Genomic DNA, 17,793 nt, shown 5'->3' on the forward strand with positions numbered 1-17,793 from the left:
CACGTCGGCGTCGCAGGCGTTCGGTCCTGCCGGCAAGGTCGCCGGCAAGGTCGCCGGGGCAGGAGCTTCGAGTCTACGTTCGCTGGCGAACCTCAGCGCGGCTGAACGGGCGGCAGTCATCGCCGCAGAGAGTGCAACGGGTGCGTTTAGTCCCCGGCGCTCGGCTTGGAGGAGACTTAGGAATATTCGCCGAGCGTGAGCTTACGGTGACGCCGAAGGGCCTTGATTTGGTTAGAGGACACCTTGCGCAGTTCGGTGATGTCCCGGCGAACACCGCGATGCTAGAGAGATTGGAGGGGGCAATGGCATCGGGGCAGCGGGTGACCGGCGCGGACGCCATATTCTACACTCACGAGGCGGCCGAGGCGACAATGATGGGACGGGGCCTATCGTATGACGCGGCTCATGCGGCGTCTTTGGAAAAATATGGCGTGTCCCCCTTCAGCGTGTATCATCCCGACGTCATTCGATCGATGCCGGAGCACTTCAACTCGAACTGGTATAAGTTCTGGGGGATCAAATAATGCCCTGCCTTGAATTTGATAATAAGTTCGGAAGAAGGGCCAGGGTCTGGCTCGACGATCTCCCGAGCGATACGCTACTGTCTAACGAGACGATGCGTGAAACGCATGTCTTCGAAGGTGGTGGTGCGACTGTTTTCCGAAAGCGCGTCGCGATCGAAATCTTCCAACCTTTTGGGGCCTCGTTCCACTATGGCCTGTTGGGCGGAGAGTACCAATCGAATGAAGGGAACGGGCTAGAGGTTATTGTCCCCGTCGATACTCCCTTCCCTGAGCGGCGCTATGTGGACGCCCTCACGCGTTCGTTAGATACGGTGATGATCGGGGGCTTGCCAGAGTACGCGAGCGCGATTTGCGCGGGACTGGAGCAGGTAAGCATCAGTGCCCGACCGTGCGGGGTCTTGAATCTCACCTGCATGGCACACGGAGAAATCGGTTCCGCGCAAAGCGTGTTTAGTTCGCTCGCTCGGGCGCTGATCCACGCCCTGTGCCGATCTGATCAGCCTGCTTCGTTGGATGAGGCGATGGCGCTCCTGACTGCCTGAAAGTCCCCTTTGAGGCCACGGCAAGGCGCTTCGGATCGTCAAGCGCTTCTCCTATTCGCCGATCGGCAATCTCCTCTCCAAAACCGACGTCGGCAATTACGACTATCCGCCCGCCGGCTCGGCGCGCCCGCACGCCGTCTCCGGCATTTCCGGCGGGCCGGTCCCCGCGACCTTCGCCTATGACGCCAATGGCAATCAGACCTCCGGCCTCGGCCGCACGATCGGCTATACCGCCGCCGATCTGCCGGCCAGCGTCAAGCAGGGCACGCGCACGATCGGCTTCGCCTATGATCCCGAGCGCCAGCGCTACAAGCAGACCGCGCCGGAGGGGACGACGCTCTATTTCGAGGCGTTCGGCGTGCGCGCCGAATTGCTCGGCAGCCGCTGGACCCAATATCTCACCGTCGGCGGCGCCATGGTCGGCGTGCGTTTCGACAATGTCGCCACCGGCGCCGTCGCGCTGCGCTACTTCCACCTCGACCATCTCGGCTCGGTGGCGGTCGTCACTTATGCCGGCGGCGATGTGGCGGAGCGCAATTCCTACGATCCCTGGGGCAAGCGCCGCTATTCCGACGGCTCCGACGATCCCTCCGGCAGCCTCGACAGCGTCGCCAGCCGCGGCTTCACCGGCCAGGAGCATCTCACCGAGGTCGGGCTGATCCATTTCAACGCGCGGCTCTATGATCCGCTCGTCGGCCGCTTCACCAGCGCCGACAGCATCGTCCCCCATCCCGGCGATCCGCAAAGCTATAACCGCTACGCCTATGTCCGCAACCGGCCGCTGTCGGCGACAGACCCCAGCGGGCATTACGATCTGGTGGCGCTGCCGCCCATCGATGTCGGCGCCCCCTCTTGGAGCACGTTCAATTGGACGTCGTTCGCAGCGAGCGGGGCAGCCAACCAGGCCTATCTCGCCGCGATCTATGGCCGGATCACCGGCGCGGCCTATTACGGCGCATCGATCCTGCCATTCCCAATCGGCAGTCAGCTGCAATATCAGCAATATCTGTCGTTTCTGCGGATCTATGGGCCGCAGCTGCGAGCCGCGGGCTTTTTCATGACGAGGCAGCCCAACCTCACCCCGCCCCCGGAACACGCCCCCGCCTCCACCATCGCCGCGGGCTTCGCCATCAGCAGCTATGCTTATGCGTATGCGAGCGGGGTCGGACGCGTGTTCCATGATTTCATTTTCGATCCGCGGCGTTATTGGAGCGATCTCGCATCGAGTTTGGGTAGAGCCTTGGACGCCTGCGGCGCCATTTGTGATCCGAGCGTTCAGGCGTCGATTGGCGATGTGCCCGGTGCTGTGATATTAGGGGGCATCCAGACGGCGGCGAAAATCGGCCGAACTGCGGAGAGAGTTGCAGTTGCGGGAGCCGAAGTTAGTGGGGCCCTTGCAGATTTGGCGAATTTTCGATCTGAACTAGGTTTGCAGCCCGGGCAAGGAGCCCTCGCTCGCCTAGATGTCGGTGGCCGAAAATTCTATGGAATTAATGCCCATGGGCAGGATATAACGCTGAGCGTGAATGCAATTTCCCGCACCCATGCAGAAGCAGACGCTTTTCAGCAGGCAGCTAGCGCGGAATCCGATCAAGCTGCATCATAGCCGGATGCCGCGAAGTAATTCGCGCATTCGCTCGGCGTGACGCTTCGCAGGGCCTGGGCGACCGCTGCGTCGAGCGCATCGACGGTGCGCGCCGCGATGCGCTGGAGAACCGACTTGATCTTCGAGAAGGATTTTTCGATCGGATTGAAGTCCGGCGAATAGGGCGGAAGATAAAGGACCTTCGCGCCTTTCGCTTCGATCGCCTCCCGCACGCCCGCGACCTTGTGGGTGCTCACATTGTCCAGCACCACGATCTCTCCCGCGCCGAGTGTCGGCGCCAGAACCTGCTCGACATAGGCCAGGAACGAGCGGCCATCGAGCGCGCCGTCGATCATCATCGGCGCGTCGATGCGATCGACGCGCAGCGCCGCGATCAGCGTCGTCGTCTCCCAATGTCCGAACGGGACCGACGCCCGGCAACGCTCCCCGCGCGGCGCCCGGCCGAAGCGCCGCGCCATGTTCGTCGAGACGCCCGTCTCGTCGAGGAAAACCAGCTTTTCCGGGTCGAGATCGAGTTCGCCCTCGAACCATTCCTCTCGGGCCTCGGCGACGTCCTCCCTGTCCTGCTCCGCGGCATGGCCGGTCTTCTTCTTGCGCGTGATCCCATGGCGCGCGAGAAACCGCCACACCGTCCCATAGCCGACGGCGAGGCCATGGCTCTCCCTGATCTTGTCGCGCAGCTCCATGACCGTCATGTCGGGCTTGTCCTTTATCTGCGCGAGGATGAAATCGGCGTGCGCCTCGATGCGCTGCGAGCGGCGGTCGCCGCCCATCTTGCCCGGCGCGACCTCGCCGGTGATCTCGACGCGCTTGGCCCAGCGCACGGCGGTCGCCGGACCGATATCGAACCGGGCGGCCGCCTGTCGGCGCGACATCCCGCCACGGATCGCCTTCATCACCTTCTCGCGAAGATCCATCGACAGCGTCATGATCCCCTCCCAGCCGCTCGCGCCGCTCAACGCTCCGCTTGAGATATGGGAATCCGTCCCGCTCTATTGAATCGCCCTGCTCGGATGATGCTCTAATGCGGGCATAAACGGAGGTAGGGGGATTTTGACTGTTGACCGAAGCCTTTGTCTGGCATGTGGCCAAAATGGTGGCGTGGCTTCGATGGCGCGTCAATTAGGTCTGGACTCGCTAACTATCCAAACACCCAGCTCGATCCTAACCATCACACCATAGGATATTGAGACGTGATTTTAACTTCTGATTTTTGGGAAAGCGTCATTAATGATGAACGCGTTGATCGTTTTCCTGATTGGGAGAGCATCGATAGGTCGATCAGTCGGCTCGATGAAAAGGTGTATACCCTGTCGTCCTTGATAACGAAAAAGGCTCAAACCTGTTTATCGGCGGGGTCGTCTGGTATCGTAGTCGCGTTAAGCAGTGGGAATGAACACTTGATCGCCCGGCAAGGAGATGAGACCAAGCCGATCTCAGTGATTGTGGGAGGGCAAGCCGGCGATTACCGGCAAAAAACGTCGTTTCCCCGGGATTCGCAAAAGATATTGCGAGAGCATATTTTAAGGGAGATGACGTTCGAGCGTTAAGCCAATGGGATAGCGTCTGACACCACTTAACTGGTTCACCAGCGCTACAAGCAAACCGCGCCGGAGGGGACGACGCTCTATTTCGAGGCGTTCGGCGTGCGCGCCGAATTGCTCGGCAGCCGCTGGACCCAATATCTCACCGTCGGCGGCGCCATGGTCGGCGTGCGTTTCGACAATGTCGCCACCGGCGCCGTCGCGCTGCGCTACTTCCACCTCGACCATCTCGGCTCGGTGGCGGTCGTCACTTATGCGGGCGGCGATGTGGCGGAGCGCAATTCCTATGATCCCTGGGGCAAGCGCCGCTATTCCGACGGCTCCGACGATCCCTCCGGCAGCCTCGACAGCGTCGCCAGCCGCGGCTTCACCGGCCAGGAGCATCTCACCGAGGTCGGGCTGATCCATTTCAACGCGCGGCTCTATGATCCGCTCGTCGGCCGCTTCACCAGCGCCGACAGCATCGTCCCCCATCCCGGCGATCCGCAAAGCTATAACCGCTACGCCTATGTCCGCAACCGGCCGCTGTCGGCGACAGACCCCAGCGGGCATTACGATCTGGTGGCGCTGCCGCCCATCGATGTCGGCGCCCCCTGGAGCACGTTCAATTGGACGTCGTTCGTAGCGAGCGGGGCAGCCAACCAGGCCTATCTCGCCGCGATCTATGGCCGGATCACCGGCGCGGCCTATTACGGCGCATCGATCCTGCCATTCCCAATCGGCAGTCAGCTGCAATATCAGCAATATCTGTCGTTTCTGCGGATCTATGGGCCGCAGCTGCGAGCCGCGGGCTTTTTCATGACGAGGCAGCCCAACCTCACCCCGCCCCCGGAACACGCCCCCGCCTCCACAGTCGCCGCAGGCTTCGCGACGGGCAGCGGCGCTTATGAATATGCGAGCGGGGCCGGACCGTCGCCATTCCGAGGCGGATTTAACTTTACCTCGACGCTTGATGCGGCTTCTGACACCGCGATCGTGTCGATGTTCCTCAACGGGTCTTTGACGGACAAAGCGGCAATTGCCGCCGGGGCGCTTACGGGCTATGCATATGACAGCGTTCGTATCCTCGCTGAGGGTGCCGTATACGCCGCGCCCGTGATCATCGGGAGAGTGGCGACTGCCGCGCAGATCATAGGTTCGCGAACCTTTACGTCTGGTGACCCGTTGGTAGCTGATCTGGCTAACGAAATTGAAGCGGCCTATCCTGGTCATGTAGTAGGGGTAAATGTGCCCATTAGAGATACGGCTGGTCAGCTCGTGACCGATGCTGACATTCAACTTCAGAACGCCATAATTCAGGTAAAGTCTGGTGGAGGAAAAGGTCTGACGAGTCAGGTGCTGCGGACCGAACAGGCAACGGGGATGCCTACTATCGGCTACGGTCCTTCACTAAAACCCAGCGTCGTAAGATCGATAGAGCAGGCAGGCGGTTTGGTCACTAGAGACAAGGGGCTGCTCATTGATGTGGTTAGGCCATGAAATCGTTAATAGTTGTATTCTCCAACCTGCCCGATCTTAGCAGTATGTCTGGGGCCTATGGTGACATCGGGTCAACAAAGATGCAGTCGCCCACACGCCTTGTGGTGGAAGGTACGTGGGGGTGGTTTGCGATCGCACTCGACCGCGAACTTGAAGCCGAGTTCTCAGACAATGAACGAGCGAGGATAACGAAGCTTATCGCCAAGCCTGTTTATGCGCAGCTAGAATACAGTAACTCTTCGGCAGCAGATTTGGCGATTGAGCTAATGCCGGTAGCCGCCGCGACGCTGATCGACAACGACCACGGGATGCTTCGTTCGATCGAGGAGGTACGAGATTTGATCCGCGCAGGGATGGAGTGGCAAACGCTTTCGCTCTAGGGACATCTGCATGAGCTTGACAGACTTCGCCTCCATTGATCTTGTAGCCCGCGTTCCGGGGGATCCTCGCCGCGTAATGCTGCTGATATACGATAAAGGCGAATACGCGGACGATATCGAGCGAGAATGTGCGCTCCAGAGAAAGCTATCTGCGTATCTTCTGTTCGTCGAAACTGGGCAATTTGCCGAAACGTATCCTGCCTTGGCTAACGCAAAGTTATCGGTAGAAGTTGTATGTTTGATTGCACCAACAGCCCGCATGAAGCTCATAGAGAGTGTACACTCCGCCAATCATTCAGGCTTCTTCCTTCCAGTGAATGTTTCTGAAGAAGCAGAGTTCCGATCGAAGTGGGGCCTCTCTGAAGCGAAAGCAAGATAAGGCGGATGGCAGCACTTGCAGGGTAATATCTTGCATTTCCGGCGGGCCGGTCCCCGCCGCCTTCGCCTATGACGCCAATGGCAATCAGACCTCCGGCCTCGGCCGCACGATCGGCTATACCGCCGCCGATCTGCCGGCCAGCGTCAAGCAGGGCACGCGCACGATCGGCTTCGCCTATGATCCCGAGCGCCAGCGCTACAAGCAGACCGCGCCGGAGGGGACGACGCTCTATTTCGAGGCGTTCGGCGTGCGCGCCGAATTGCTCGGCAGCCGGTGGACCCAATATCTCACCGTCGGCGGCGCCATGGTCGGCGTGCGTTTCGACAATGTCGCCACCGGCGCCGTCGCGCTGCGCTACTTCCACCTCGACCATCTCGGCTCGGTGGCGGTCGTCACTTATGCGGGCGGCGATGTGGCGGAGCGCAATTCCTATGATCCCTGGGGCAAGCGCCGCTATTCCGACGGCTCCGACGATCCCTCCGGCAGCCTCGACAGCGTCGCCAGCCGCGGCTTCACCGGCCAGGAGCATCTCACCGAGGTCGGGCTGATCCATTTCAACGCGCGGCTCTATGATCCGCTCGTCGGCCGCTTCACCAGCGCCGACAGCATCGTCCCCCATCCCGGCGATCCGCAAAGCTATAACCGCTACGCCTATGTCCGCAACCGGCCGCTGTCGGCGACAGACCCCAGCGGGCATTACGATCTGGTGGCGCTGCCGCCCATCGATGTCGGCGCCCCCTGGAGCACGTTCAATTGGACGTCGTTCGTAGCGAGCGGGGCAGCCAACCAGGCCTATCTCGCCGCGATCTATGGCCGGATCACCGGCGCGGCCTATTACGGCGCATCGATCCTGCCATTCCCAATCGGCAGTCAGCTGCAATATCAGCAATATCTGTCGTTTCTGCGGATCTATGGGCCGCAGCTGCGAGCCGCGGGCTTTTTCATGACGAGGCAGCCCAACCTCACCCCGCCCCCGGAACACGCCCCCGCCTCCACCATCGCCGCGGGCTTCGCGACGGGCAGTGGGGCTTACGCCTACACAATCGGCTGTGGATTGCCTTGCGCGAGAACCGTCGGAAGCATATTCGGTGGCATCGGTGGAGGCATTGTAGGAGTGCTTGTGGGCGCGGCCGTCGGAGGCGGCGAAGGATTTGGCCTCAGCGCGCCTACGGGAGCTGGCGTGCTGGTCGGAACTCCGGCTGGCGCACTCGCCGGAGCGGTTGTCGGCGGCTATGCCGGCGCGCAGAGCGGCGCTGCAGCCGGCGCGGCGCTGGGTGAGGGGGTCTACACTTGGTTTTCGGAAAATGCCGCTACGACAGCGCGTGGCGGCGCTTACGTGCTACGCGATGTCGAGGGTACGGTGGTTAGGTCGGGTAGAACCAACGACTTGGCGCGACGTGAGGCAGAACACCTTCGCGACCCGAACTTAGCAGAGTACCAATTCCAACCAGCTTACCGCACGGACGTCTATGCGGAGCAGCGAGGGCTGGAGCAAATTCTCCACGACCGATATGGCCCGGGGTTCTGTCGCGAATTTTTGTCGCAGGTCGGTTTGGGGCTATAATTGCCGGTAGTGGAGCTGGCGGACGAGTGCGATGATTGATTTCAAGGGCAGCCATTTTGAACGCGACGTGATTCTGTGGGGCGTCCGCTGGTATGTGGCGTATCCGATGAGCTATCGTCAACTCGAGGAAATGATGGAAGAGCGAGGTGTCGAAGTCGACCATTCGACGCTCAACCGCTGGGTCGTCAAGTATGCTCCTTTGCTGGAGAAACAGTTCCACACTCGCAAGCGCTCGATCGGATCCAGCTGGCGTCTCGATGAGACCTACGTGAAAGTCAAAGGCTGCTGGAAATATCTGTATCGGGCGGTCGACAAGGCAGGCGGGACGGTGGATTTCCTGCTGACGGCCAAGAGGGACTGCAAAGCCGCGTTGCGCTTCTTGCGCAAGGCGATCGGCCAGCATGGCGAGCCGGAGAAGATCACGATCGACAAGAGCGGCGCCAACACGGCCGCGATCGAACGCTACAATGCGGAGCATGAAGCGGACATCGAAATCCGCCGCATCAAATATCTCAACAATATTGTCGAACAGGACCATCGAGCGGTGAAGCGAGTGACGCGGCCGATGTTGGGTTTCAAATCATTTCGATCGGCTGCCGCGACACTTTCCGGGATCGAGCTCATGCATATGATCCGCAAGGGGCAGCTGCGAACGACAGGCGAATTGCGTCCAGCGCAGCAGTTCTATGCCCTCGTGGCGTGAGCCGCGTCACTCTCAGACGCCGGTGTCGCGTCCGTAGACAAAATTTGCGACACAACCGCCAATGATTGGATCAAGACCCGACACGCATGGATGAAGAAAGTAATGCATATCTTTGTCTTTCTTGTTTGCGTATAACTCCCAATACAAACGACCATTTCCTTTGATAACTAGATAATTTCCAATGTAAATTCCGATATCATTTATGACGTTCAGCCCATGAAACGGCCCCGAGAATGGCGGCTCATAATTGGATGCCGATAAAATACACTCAGGGTAACCTCTTCCTGGTAACAAAAACTCCCCATACTCCCATAGCCAATCGCCGATCTTAACAATATCACTTGGACTTAAATCGCATTCGATAGAAAAGTGTCTGAGAAAAGCAAGCATATCCTCGACTCGCTCAGCTTTATGAACAAGAAAATAGGCGTAATTTTCTCTGCCCTGTTGCCTCGTAATCCCTTCGCCGTGATGGGGCGGTGCATAAATTGGATAGTTTTCGAGCGCTTGTGATAGTGCTCGGCGTTTTTTTCGTTCGGATGACCACCACCACATGTTACGGCTCATTTCTCGAAGGGAGAGAGGAAGCTGCAATCAAATTTCCTCTTCGAACCTTCACAAGTCGCCACTGTCTGGGGCATTCCTGGCTTTGGCTGAACGGTTCATATCCGGTATATATTGCAATTCGATGTCGCTCCGAAGCAGGGCTCCGAATTCGGGTTAACGGCGGTTAACGGATGGGCTCAGGCGTGATTCCCTATCGGCGGAGTGATTCTGGAGCCGCCGTGATGAGCCTCGCCTTCGCAGTTTTCAAAGAGAAGTCGCGTCTGAAAGCGCTTCTCGACCATTTCTCGATCATCGACGATCCGCGCGAGCCCTGGCGCGTCGTGCATCCGCTTCGCGAGGTGCTGCTGCTCGTCGTCTGCGCCTCCATGGCCGATTGCGATCACTTCGACGCTATTGCATCTTGGGGCAAGGCCAATATCGGCTTCCTGCGCCGCTATTTGCCTTATGAGCACGGCGTGCCGGGCGGACGCTGGCTCACCCTGCTCATGAACCGCGTCGATCCGGCGCTGTTCTCGGCGGCCTTCACTGGCTGGGTGCGCGAGACCTGGCCGGAGCGACCCGAGCTCATCGCCATCGACGGGAAGACCTCGCGTCGCAGTCATGATCGCGCCGAGGACAAGGCCCCGCTGCATCTCGTCTCCGCCTTCGCCACCACCAGCCGCCTCGTGCTCGGCCAGGAGGCGGTCGAGGGCAAGAGCAACGAGCTGTCCGCCATTCCTGTCCTGCTCGATCGCCTCTCGGACGGCGGCGCGCTGAAGGGCGCGCTCGTCTCCATCGACGCCATCGCCACCAACGCCAGGATCGCCCAAGCGATCGTGGACAAGGGCGCCGATTATCTGCTGGCGGTCAAAGCCAATCAGCCGACCCTGCGCGCCGAGATCGAGAGCGCTTTTTCCGCCGCGACGCGGATCGACACATGCGTCGATTTCGACAAGGGCCATGGCCGCATCGAGCAGCGCAGCGTGAGCGTCATCACCGAGATCGACTGGCTGAACGGCGAGCGCCGTTTTCCGGGCGAGCTGCGCCTGCCGAACGCCGCGACGATCATTCGCGTCAAATCGCAGGCCGAGCTTGCCGACCGCGGCCGCTTCGAGACGCGCTATTACATCTCCTCGGCTCTTCTCCCGGCGAAGCGGGCGGGCGAAGCCGTGCGCGGCCATTGGGGCATAGAGAACCAGCTGCATTGGGTGCTCGACGTCGTCTTCGCCGAGGACCAATCGCGTCTGCGCAAGGGCCACGGCGCGCGGAACATGGCCGTCGTCAGGCATTTCGCGATCAACATGATCCGCACGGCGCCAGAGCCCGAGAGCAAGCCCATGAAGCCGCAACGAAAGGCCACAAAGCCCACACGCACCAGCATCAAGCTCCGCAGAAAAATCGCCAGCTGGCGCGAGGATTATCTCGCCATCGCATTGGGCGCGTCAGCCCGTTAACCCGGATTCGGAGCCCTGATCCATCATTTCCTCGAGTTGACGATAGCTCATCGGATACGCCACATACCAGCGGACGCCCCACAGAATCACGTCGCGTTCAAAATGGCTGCCCTTGAAATCAATTATCGCACTCGTCCGCCAGCTCCACTGCCGGCAATTATAGCCCAAACCGACCTGCGACAAAAATTCGCGACAGAACCATGATTTGAAACCCAACATCGGCCGCGTCACTCGCTTCACCGCTCGATGGTCCTGCTCAACGATATTATTGAGATATTTGATGCGGCGGATTTCGATATCCGCTTCATGCTCCGCATTGTAGCGTTCGATCGCTGCCGTGTTGGCGCCGCTCTTGTCGATCGTGATCTTCTCCGGCTCGCCATGCTGGCCGATCGCCTTGCGCAAAAAGCGTAACGCGGCTTTGCAGTCCCTCTTGGCCGTCAGCAGGAAATCCACCGTCGCGCCTGCCTTGTCGACCGCCCGATACAGATATTTCCAGCAACCTTTGACTTTCACGTAGGTCTCATCGAGCCGCCAGCTCGAACCGACCGTGCGCTTGCCAGCACGAAACCGCTTCTCCAGCAAAGGGGCATATTTGACGACCCAACGGTTGAGCGTCGAATGGTCGACATCGACGCCGCGTTCTTCCATCATTTCTTCGAGCTGGCGATAGCTCATCGGATACGCCACATACCAGCGGACGCCCCACAGAACCACGTCGCGTTCAAAATGGCTGCCCTTGAAATTGATCATCGCACTCGTCCGCCAGCTCCGCTGCCGCCGATCATAGCCCAAACCGACCCGCAACAAAAAATTCGCGACAGAACCCCCAGCGGCCGGATGATGGGAGCCGGATGATTTGAGAGGATCACGTCCGGTTCTGCGAGGAGCCGAGGGTGAAACTCCCTCGGCCTACTCACCCCTATGTCGCTACTTGGCAAGGCTTCGTCTATGTCGCCTTCGTGATCGACACCTTCGCCCGAAGGATCGTCGGCTGGCGCGCCTCACGGTCACATCGTCCAGCGCCTTCGCCCTGCGCAAGGTCTTCTACACCGTGCCGATGATCTCGAAGGCGCAAGTCCAAGCGCTCGCGGCCGGCGACGCCTGGCTCGAAAAAAGGAGCCAATTTGCTGGTTTTGGTTCACCTGGGGTCGGAAAGTCACACTTGGCGGCGGCGCTCGGCCTGGCGCTCATCGAAAGCGGCTGGCGCGTTCTCTTCGCGAGAACGACGGATCTCGTCCAGAGACTGCAAGCCACGCGACGCGACCTCACTCTCGAAGCCGCGATCGACAAGCTCGACAAATATCATTTGCTGGTCCTCGACGATCTCGCCTACGTCGCCAAGGATCAGGCCGAAACGAACGTCCTCTTCGAGCTGATCAGCGCCCGATACGAGCGACGCTCGCTGCTCATCACCGCAAATCAGCCCTTCGGCGAATGGGGAAAAATCTTCCCAGACCGAGCCATGACGCTCGCCGCCATCGACAGGCTCGTCCATCATGCGACGATCTTCGAGATGAACGTCGACAGTTATCGGCGGAAAACCGCGCTCAAAAAAGCCGCGGGTCCCGGCCGCCCGCCCGCGCAACAATCAAAGCCTCATCTTGATCGTCGCTCCGCGTCAATCAAAACAGACACCAGCAAAAATCCGCTTGCCTTATTGTCGCTCCGCGACAATCATCTCGTCACCGCGACCCAAGAAATCTCATCCAGATTGTCGCGCCATAAGTCTCCTCATTGTTGGGGAACCTGTTCCTGCACTACGCCTTCGACGTCTGGATAGAGCGGGCGGCACCCGGCGCAGGCGATTGGCCAGCTGGCGTGCGGGAGAAAGAAAAAGTCAACAAGCGCCGCAACGCTGCTGCCTATTTTTTCGCCATCAAAGATTCACCCGAGCGGTGGTACAGTCCGATGAGCTATTACGCTACATTGTCTTAAAACGAAAAGGAATCCTAGTCGTGCTTTCCGATATGCCGAATGTCGAGCGAAATGCACTGATCGAGTTGATCGACGTGCTTGCAGAAGTCGATACTTCCGACAAGTTCGTTGCTTGCATGAAAGGGGAGATGCAGCGGATTGTGCCGCACGAATGGTTCATCTGTAGCGTAGGGCGCATCGGACGCAACGGAATCGAGCCGATTCACGTCGTGACGCACAAATTTCCAGACGAGCTCTTTGCTCTCATTAGCGGATCGGATCCCAAAGTTCTAGATAATCCGGTCCTGTCCCGTTGGTGGGAGACGCGAGCGCCGATCGCGATCAACTTCGAGGATTGCAGCGGTTCATGGCCGCAAGTGATGGCGGAGCGGGCGATAAAGTTCGACGCTCGCAATCTGCTCGGGCACGGGCAGGTCGACATCGGCGGCGCGTTCGTCACCTACTTCAGCTTTCATCGCATCCCACAGCGGCTCGATCGTAAGCAGACTCTCTTGCTCGCTCGCATCGTTCCAAATCTCTACGCCGCTTTCGCGCGCGCGCATCCATCCTTCGAATCCGCGGCGACCGTCAAAAGGCTGAACGACGGTCGGGGCGCCGAGCTGACCCCGCGCCAGATCGAGATTCTCGAATGGCTACGGCAGGGAAAGACGAACTGGGAAATCAGCGTGATATTGGGAATGTCGGTCGACAACGTCAAATATCACGTCAAGCAGATCACGCGTAAGCTCCAGGTTGCGAACCGCACGCAGGCTGTGGCCGAGGCGGCCTCGCGATCGGTCATCTGACAATCGGAGCTGGCGGCGTCGCCTCCTGCTCCTCCAGCATATTTTTAGATCGATCGCTCGAGAGCCGGCGAGGCCTCTGGCGGCCGCGTGGCTTCGGACGAGGAGGCCGATGCGATTCGCGCCTTACCCTTGCGGGTAGTTGGCGCACTGCAGCACGAACGCTATAGCAAATGCGAATTTAGAATGGCGATCTGGACAGATACATAGGAATATTGACATGATAAACAATGATCTCGCGCTCTATTGCGCTGCAGGATAAAGCGCCGGCCAGCGAGGGCGTCGGCTGCTCCGCCCGCGCTTCCTCTCCGGCCACTTCGAACAGCCGCTGAACGATTTTATCTGACTCCACTACCGGTTTGGTCCTGCGAGCGGGCCGAAACGACTGGTTTTCTGCGCGCCAAATCGAGGCGCTGTTCGGAGTTTGGGAAGGAATTCGCAACATGAGACTTGTCGCTTTCAGCGAGGAGCTGCCCGGCGCACCGGTCACAAATTCGGAACTGGCGGCGAGCTTTGGTCTGCACGAGCAATGGCTCGACCAGATGACGGGCAACAGGAGCCGCCATTTCTGCCGGCTCGACGCGGCGCCCGGCGCGCCGCGCAGCGCCGGCGATCTCGCTACAGCCGCGGGCGCCAAGGCTCTGTCCGCCGCTGGCGTCGCCGCCGAGGAGCTCGAGTTCCTGATCCTCACCACGGCTTCGCCCGATCATCTGATGCCGGCGACCGTCAATCTTGTCGCCGATCGTCTCGGCGTGGATGGCGTGCCGACGCTGCAGATCACATCGGGCTGCGCCGGCGCTCTGCAGGGACTGTTCGTGGCGCGCGCGCTTCTCGCCGGCGGTCTGCGACGCGGCCTCGTCATCGGCGCCGACACCTGCTTGAAGCTGTGGCCGTCCAAACGCGATCTCAAACAAATGAAACCGGCCGAAATGGTCAATTTCGCGCTTTTCGGCGACGGCGCCGGCGCGGCGGTGGTCGAAGCGGGCGCGAATGGTCCGGGCCTTTTCGTCGAGCATCTTTTTCTGCGCACGGTCGGGCGCGGACGCAAGCCCGCGCAGATCGTGCGCTGGTTCGGCGCCGACGGCGCGCAGCCTTCGGAGCCGATGGGCGAAGAGGATTACAAAGCGATCGAACGCCATGTCCCAGAGATGGCTGCGGCGATCCTCGCCGAACTGGTGAGCGCGACAGGCTGGCCGCTCGCCGAGGTTGACTATGTGCTCACCCCGCAGCTCAACGGCGTCATGACCGAGAAAATCCGCGCCGGGCTCGGCGTGCGGCCGGAGCAGGCGGTGTCCTGCGTCGCCGAGACCGGCAACAACGGCAATGCGCTTCCCTTCATTCAGATGCGGCGCCTGGCGGACCGGATCGAGACCGGATTCGGCGATGGAGCACGAGTCTTCGTCGCAACGGTCGAGTCCTCCAAATGGATTATGTCGGGCATGGCGCTGCGCTACGCTCAGGAGATTCGCCATGCAGCTTGACGCCGTCGCGCAGACGAAAGCGGCGCGCACAAATCCGCTTGCCGAGCTGCGTGCGCTCAAGCGCGCAGGAGTCGGCGAAGCGGCGGGGCGTATTCGCGAGCTGCTCACAGAGCTCGAGGACGCTCTCGATCTCGACGCCGCAGGGGCGCTGCTCTCGGGCGAGGCCGAGCGCGCCGCGCTCGCCGCAGCCGAAGGATTTCGCACCCAGCGCATCGCGCTGCTCGGCAGCTCGACGCTCGACACGGTCCCCAATCTTCTCACCGCTCTGCTGGCGAGAGCCGGCGTGGCGCCGACGATTCGCTCCGCCGGCTTCAATCAATGGCGTTTCGAGATCATGGCGGGCGCGCCCAATTTGAAGGACTTGGCGCCGCGCCTCGTCGCCTGCCTGCTCGACGATCAGGCGGTGTTCGAGGAGATCGCCGATCCGCTCGATCTCGCGGCCGTCGAAGCACGCTGCAAGGCGTTTCCCGCCGAGCTCGGCCGATGGATCGACGCGTGCCGGGCCGCGCTCGGCGGGCGCGTCATTCTCTGCACAATTCCGCTCTCGCCGCTGCGGCGGGAGCGCATCGTCGATTATCGCGGCAAGGCGCGCCTTGCCGCGGCCTGGGAGCGGATGAACGCGGGCATTCTGGCGCTGGCGGAAGAACAGCCCGGAACCGTCGTGCTGGCCGCCGACGCGCTCGCCGCTCACGCGACATCGATATTCGCGCCCGATCGTATGCGGCACATCGCCGGACATGCGTTCACGCCCGACTTTTTGCGCGCCTACGCCGCCGAACTCGCGCGGGTCGCGCGGGCCGACCTCGGCCTCGCGAAAAAATGCCTCGTCCTCGATCTCGACAACACACTATGGGGCGGCGTCGTCGGCGATGATGGCGTCGCGGGACTGCGGCTCGGCGGCGCCTATCCGGGCTCGGCCTATCGCGAGCTACAGATCGTGGCGCGAGACCTCGTCGCGCAAGGCGTGATGCTCACCATCTGCTCCAAGAACGACGAGGCGATCGCGCGTGAAGCGATCGAGACGCATCCGGAGATGGCGCTGCGGCCCGAGCATTTCGTCGCCATGACCGCCGATTGGTCGCCGAAGCCCGACAATATTCGTCGCCAGGCGGAGAAGCTCAACATCGGCATCGACGCCATGGTCTTCGTCGATGATAATCCGGTGGAGCGCGGCGCGATGCGCGCCCTTGCGCCACAGGTGACGACCGTCGAGCTCCCCGCGGACCCGGCGTCCTATGCGACGGTCCTGCTCTCGCGCGGCGACTTCAACCTGCTCGAGCTCACCGACGAGGATCGCGAGCGGGTTTCGATGTATCGCGCCCAATCGGCGCGCGAGGAGCTCGCGGCCGAAAGCGCTTCTCTGGAGGATTATCTCGTCGGCCTCGACTCGCAGCTCGCCGTCGAACCGCTCGATCGGCTGAATGCGGGACGCATCGCGCAGCTCTTCGCAAAGACCAACCAGTTCAATCTCACCGGGCGCCGGTTCGGCGACGCCGAGATCGAAACGCTCCGCGCCGATGGCGTGCGTTTCTTCGGCGCGCGTCTTTCCGACCGGTTCGGCGACAATGGCCTGATCGCGGCGCTCGCGCTGGGCGCGGCGCCGGACGGCGCCTGGACCATCGAGAATTTCGTGCTGAGCTGCCGCGTATTCTCGCGCAATGTCGAAGGCGCGCTGGTGACGCTCGTCCTGCGCGCGGCGCGCGAACGCAATGCGCCGGCGGTCGACGGCTCCTTCGTCGAAACCGCCAAGAACAAGAAATTCGCCGACTTCTATCGCAATCTCGGCTTCGTCGAGACGGATGGGCGTTTTCGGCACGACCTCGAACAATTTCCCGAATGGCCGCGATGGATACGCGTCGTCGGCGGCGAGGAGGCCTTCCATGCTCGCTGAACGCACTGTCATCGAGATCGTCTCACAGCTTCTCGACGTCGAAGAGAGCGCGCTCGACGCAGACACGCCGTTCACGGCTATCGAAGGTTGGGATTCGGTGAATGCGATGCGCGTTCTGGTCTATCTGGAGCGCGAACTCGGAACCCCGGTCGATTTTCAGAGCTTCATGGCGGCGGAACGCATCGGCGATCTCTGGCGCGCCTGTGCGCAGGCGGTGACGCCGTGACACTTTCCGTGAGGCCGTTTCCGCGCGAGCGCGCGCACACTTACGCCTTCCTCGAGGATGCGCGGCGGACCTGCCATGTCCATCTGATGACGGATATCGACGCGACGCGCATCAAGGCGGCGCGCGCCGCCAGCGGCGGCAAGACGAGCTTCGTCAGCTATGTGGTGAAAGTGGCGGCCGATGCGGTCGCCGCTTGCCCGGAGGCGCGAGAGAGTCTTCGAGACGGTCTGCGCCCATGTCTGGCGACGATCCCGGACGTGAATGTGAAAGTTCTGTTCGACAAGACCATCGGCGCGCAACGATGCGTCGTGTCCGGCACGGTGACGAGCGCGCCATCGCGTTCGCTCGAGGATATTCAGCAGGCGATCGACGAATACAAACGCGCCGAAGTGACGAAAGCCGGGCCGTTCGCCGCATTGTGGACGTTGCAACGATTGCCGCTGCCTCTGCTTCGGTTCGCTTACAGGAGCGTGCTGCGCGATCCGACGCGCCGCGCCGCCTTGCAGGGCGCCTTCTCTGTCACCTCCGTCGGGCAGGAGCCGGTGCGCGCGATCTTTCCGATGATCGCCGGCACGCTCGGCTTCGGCGTCGGGCGGATCGCGGATGCGCCGATGGCGCGCGACGGCGAGGTCGTCGTCGCGCCGATGTTCACCTTATCGCTCGCTTTCGACCATCGCGTGCTCGACGGCGCGCTCGCGTCCGAATTGCTCGGAAACGTCAAACGAGGCCTGGAGACTTGGGGAGAAGCGTGACT

17 protein-coding genes and 3 pseudogenes are annotated in these 17,793 nt (G+C 61.2%); 16 read left to right on the top strand and 4 right to left on the bottom strand.

From position 1 onward, the window contains the following. The first annotated feature begins 302 nt into the window (after positions 1-302). The 3 genes from CQW49_RS23780 to CQW49_RS23790 all read left to right on the top strand — a co-directional run bounded on the left by CQW49_RS23780 (position 303) and on the right by CQW49_RS23790 (position 2,672). Positions 303-524, top strand: coding sequence for a hypothetical protein (locus CQW49_RS23780; RefSeq protein ID WP_003615960.1), 222 nt, complete (start codon positions 303-305; stop codon positions 522-524). A 92-nt stretch (positions 525-616) separates the two neighbouring features. Next, complete coding sequence (locus tag CQW49_RS23785) at positions 617-1,066, top strand: hypothetical protein (RefSeq protein WP_155931339.1); 450 nt, start codon at positions 617-619, stop codon at positions 1,064-1,066. A 358-nt stretch (positions 1,067-1,424) separates the two neighbouring features. Next, complete coding sequence (locus CQW49_RS23790) at positions 1,425-2,672, top strand: RHS repeat-associated core domain-containing protein (RefSeq protein ID WP_003615964.1); 1,248 nt, start codon at positions 1,425-1,427, stop codon at positions 2,670-2,672. On the opposite strand, the gene CQW49_RS23795 is transcribed toward CQW49_RS23790, so the two are convergent. Beyond that, positions 2,657-3,601 carry an IS630 family transposase gene (locus tag CQW49_RS23795; RefSeq protein WP_003615965.1) on the bottom strand — a complete coding sequence of 315 codons (945 nt, stop codon included), beginning with the start codon at positions 3,599-3,601 and terminating at the stop codon, positions 2,657-2,659. The genes CQW49_RS23790 and CQW49_RS23795 overlap by 16 nt on opposite strands. A gap of 264 nt (positions 3,602-3,865) precedes the next feature. Between CQW49_RS23795 and CQW49_RS24950 the strand changes: the two genes are divergently transcribed. The 6 genes from CQW49_RS24950 (at position 3,866) to CQW49_RS23815 (ending at position 8,721) form a co-directional block, all read left to right on the top strand. Then, positions 3,866-4,222, top strand: coding sequence for a hypothetical protein (locus CQW49_RS24950; RefSeq protein ID WP_157926144.1), 357 nt, complete (start codon positions 3,866-3,868; stop codon positions 4,220-4,222). Between the two features lie 96 nt (positions 4,223-4,318). Further along, complete coding sequence (locus tag CQW49_RS23800; RefSeq protein ID WP_024750100.1) at positions 4,319-5,695, top strand: RHS repeat-associated core domain-containing protein; 1,377 nt, start codon at positions 4,319-4,321, stop codon at positions 5,693-5,695. Next, positions 5,692-6,075: a hypothetical protein gene (locus CQW49_RS23805; RefSeq protein ID WP_024750101.1), complete on the top strand. Its 384-nt coding sequence runs from the start codon at positions 5,692-5,694 to the stop codon at positions 6,073-6,075. Before CQW49_RS23800 ends, CQW49_RS23805 begins: the two co-directional genes overlap by 4 nt. 10 nt (positions 6,076-6,085) lie before the next feature. After that, the gene (locus tag CQW49_RS24955) at positions 6,086-6,454 is read left to right on the top strand and encodes a DUF6572 domain-containing protein (protein ID WP_155931341.1); all 369 of its coding nucleotides are present in this window, start codon (positions 6,086-6,088) and stop codon (positions 6,452-6,454) included. Continuing rightward, on the top strand, positions 6,393-8,018 hold the full coding sequence (locus CQW49_RS23810; protein ID WP_099832126.1) for an RHS repeat-associated core domain-containing protein: 1,626 nt from the start codon (positions 6,393-6,395) through the stop codon (positions 8,016-8,018). The genes CQW49_RS24955 and CQW49_RS23810 overlap by 62 nt, the downstream gene beginning before the upstream one ends. A 31-nt stretch (positions 8,019-8,049) precedes the next feature. After that, positions 8,050-8,721 (top strand): IS6 family transposase, encoded by a 672-nt coding sequence (locus CQW49_RS23815; RefSeq protein ID WP_003616345.1) that lies wholly within the window; start codon positions 8,050-8,052, stop codon positions 8,719-8,721. 12 nt (positions 8,722-8,733) lie between these two features. On the opposite strand, the gene CQW49_RS24960 is transcribed toward CQW49_RS23815, so the two are convergent. Beyond that, positions 8,734-9,315: a hypothetical protein gene (locus tag CQW49_RS24960; RefSeq protein ID WP_155931342.1), complete on the bottom strand. Its 582-nt coding sequence runs from the start codon at positions 9,313-9,315 to the stop codon at positions 8,734-8,736. A gap of 194 nt (positions 9,316-9,509) precedes the next feature. Here CQW49_RS24960 and CQW49_RS23820 point away from each other — a divergent pair, with 194 nt between their 5' ends. After that, entirely contained in the window at positions 9,510-10,721 is a 1,212-nt protein-coding gene (locus CQW49_RS23820; RefSeq protein WP_024750060.1) for an ISAs1 family transposase, read from the top strand. A 21-nt stretch (positions 10,722-10,742) separates the two neighbouring features. Here CQW49_RS23820 and CQW49_RS25950 read toward each other — a convergent pair. Together CQW49_RS25950 and CQW49_RS23830 are read right to left on the bottom strand one after the other, a co-directional pair. After that, positions 10,743-10,847 (bottom strand): annotated as a pseudogene (locus CQW49_RS25950) (IS6 family transposase); the annotation flags it as partial. A gap of 72 nt (positions 10,848-10,919) precedes the next feature. Further along, positions 10,920-11,474: pseudogene (locus tag CQW49_RS23830) on the bottom strand (IS6 family transposase); the annotation flags it as partial. Positions 11,475-11,700: 226 nt separating this feature from the next. Between CQW49_RS23830 and istB the strand changes: the two are divergent. From istB to CQW49_RS23860, 6 genes and pseudogenes are all read left to right on the top strand, one after another. Then, a pseudogene (gene istB, locus CQW49_RS25955) lies at positions 11,701-12,504 on the top strand (IS21-like element helper ATPase IstB); the annotation flags it as partial. 175 nt (positions 12,505-12,679) lie between these two features. After that, positions 12,680-13,444: a helix-turn-helix transcriptional regulator gene (locus CQW49_RS23840; protein WP_003614807.1), complete on the top strand. Its 765-nt coding sequence runs from the start codon at positions 12,680-12,682 to the stop codon at positions 13,442-13,444. A gap of 440 nt (positions 13,445-13,884) precedes the next feature. Next, entirely contained in the window at positions 13,885-14,922 is a 1,038-nt protein-coding gene (locus tag CQW49_RS23845) for a beta-ketoacyl-[acyl-carrier-protein] synthase family protein (RefSeq protein ID WP_003614809.1), read from the top strand. Further along, positions 14,912-16,813 carry an HAD-IIIC family phosphatase gene (locus tag CQW49_RS23850; RefSeq protein ID WP_003614811.1) on the top strand — a complete coding sequence of 634 codons (1,902 nt, stop codon included), beginning with the start codon at positions 14,912-14,914 and terminating at the stop codon, positions 16,811-16,813. The genes CQW49_RS23845 and CQW49_RS23850 overlap by 11 nt, the downstream gene beginning before the upstream one ends. After that, on the top strand, positions 16,803-17,039 hold the full coding sequence (locus tag CQW49_RS24965; protein ID WP_003614814.1) for an acyl carrier protein: 237 nt from the start codon (positions 16,803-16,805) through the stop codon (positions 17,037-17,039). The genes CQW49_RS23850 and CQW49_RS24965 overlap by 11 nt, the downstream gene beginning before the upstream one ends. Then, a complete protein-coding gene (locus CQW49_RS23860) occupies positions 17,036-17,791 on the top strand; it encodes a 2-oxo acid dehydrogenase subunit E2 (RefSeq protein WP_003614816.1) in 756 nt (251 codons plus the stop codon). The genes CQW49_RS24965 and CQW49_RS23860 overlap by 4 nt, the downstream gene beginning before the upstream one ends. Positions 17,792-17,793 lie beyond the last annotated feature (2 nt).

The sequence above is a fragment of the Methylosinus trichosporium OB3b genome, from assembly GCF_002752655.1.
GTDB classification, from domain to species: Bacteria; Pseudomonadota; Alphaproteobacteria; order Rhizobiales; family Beijerinckiaceae; genus Methylosinus; species Methylosinus trichosporium.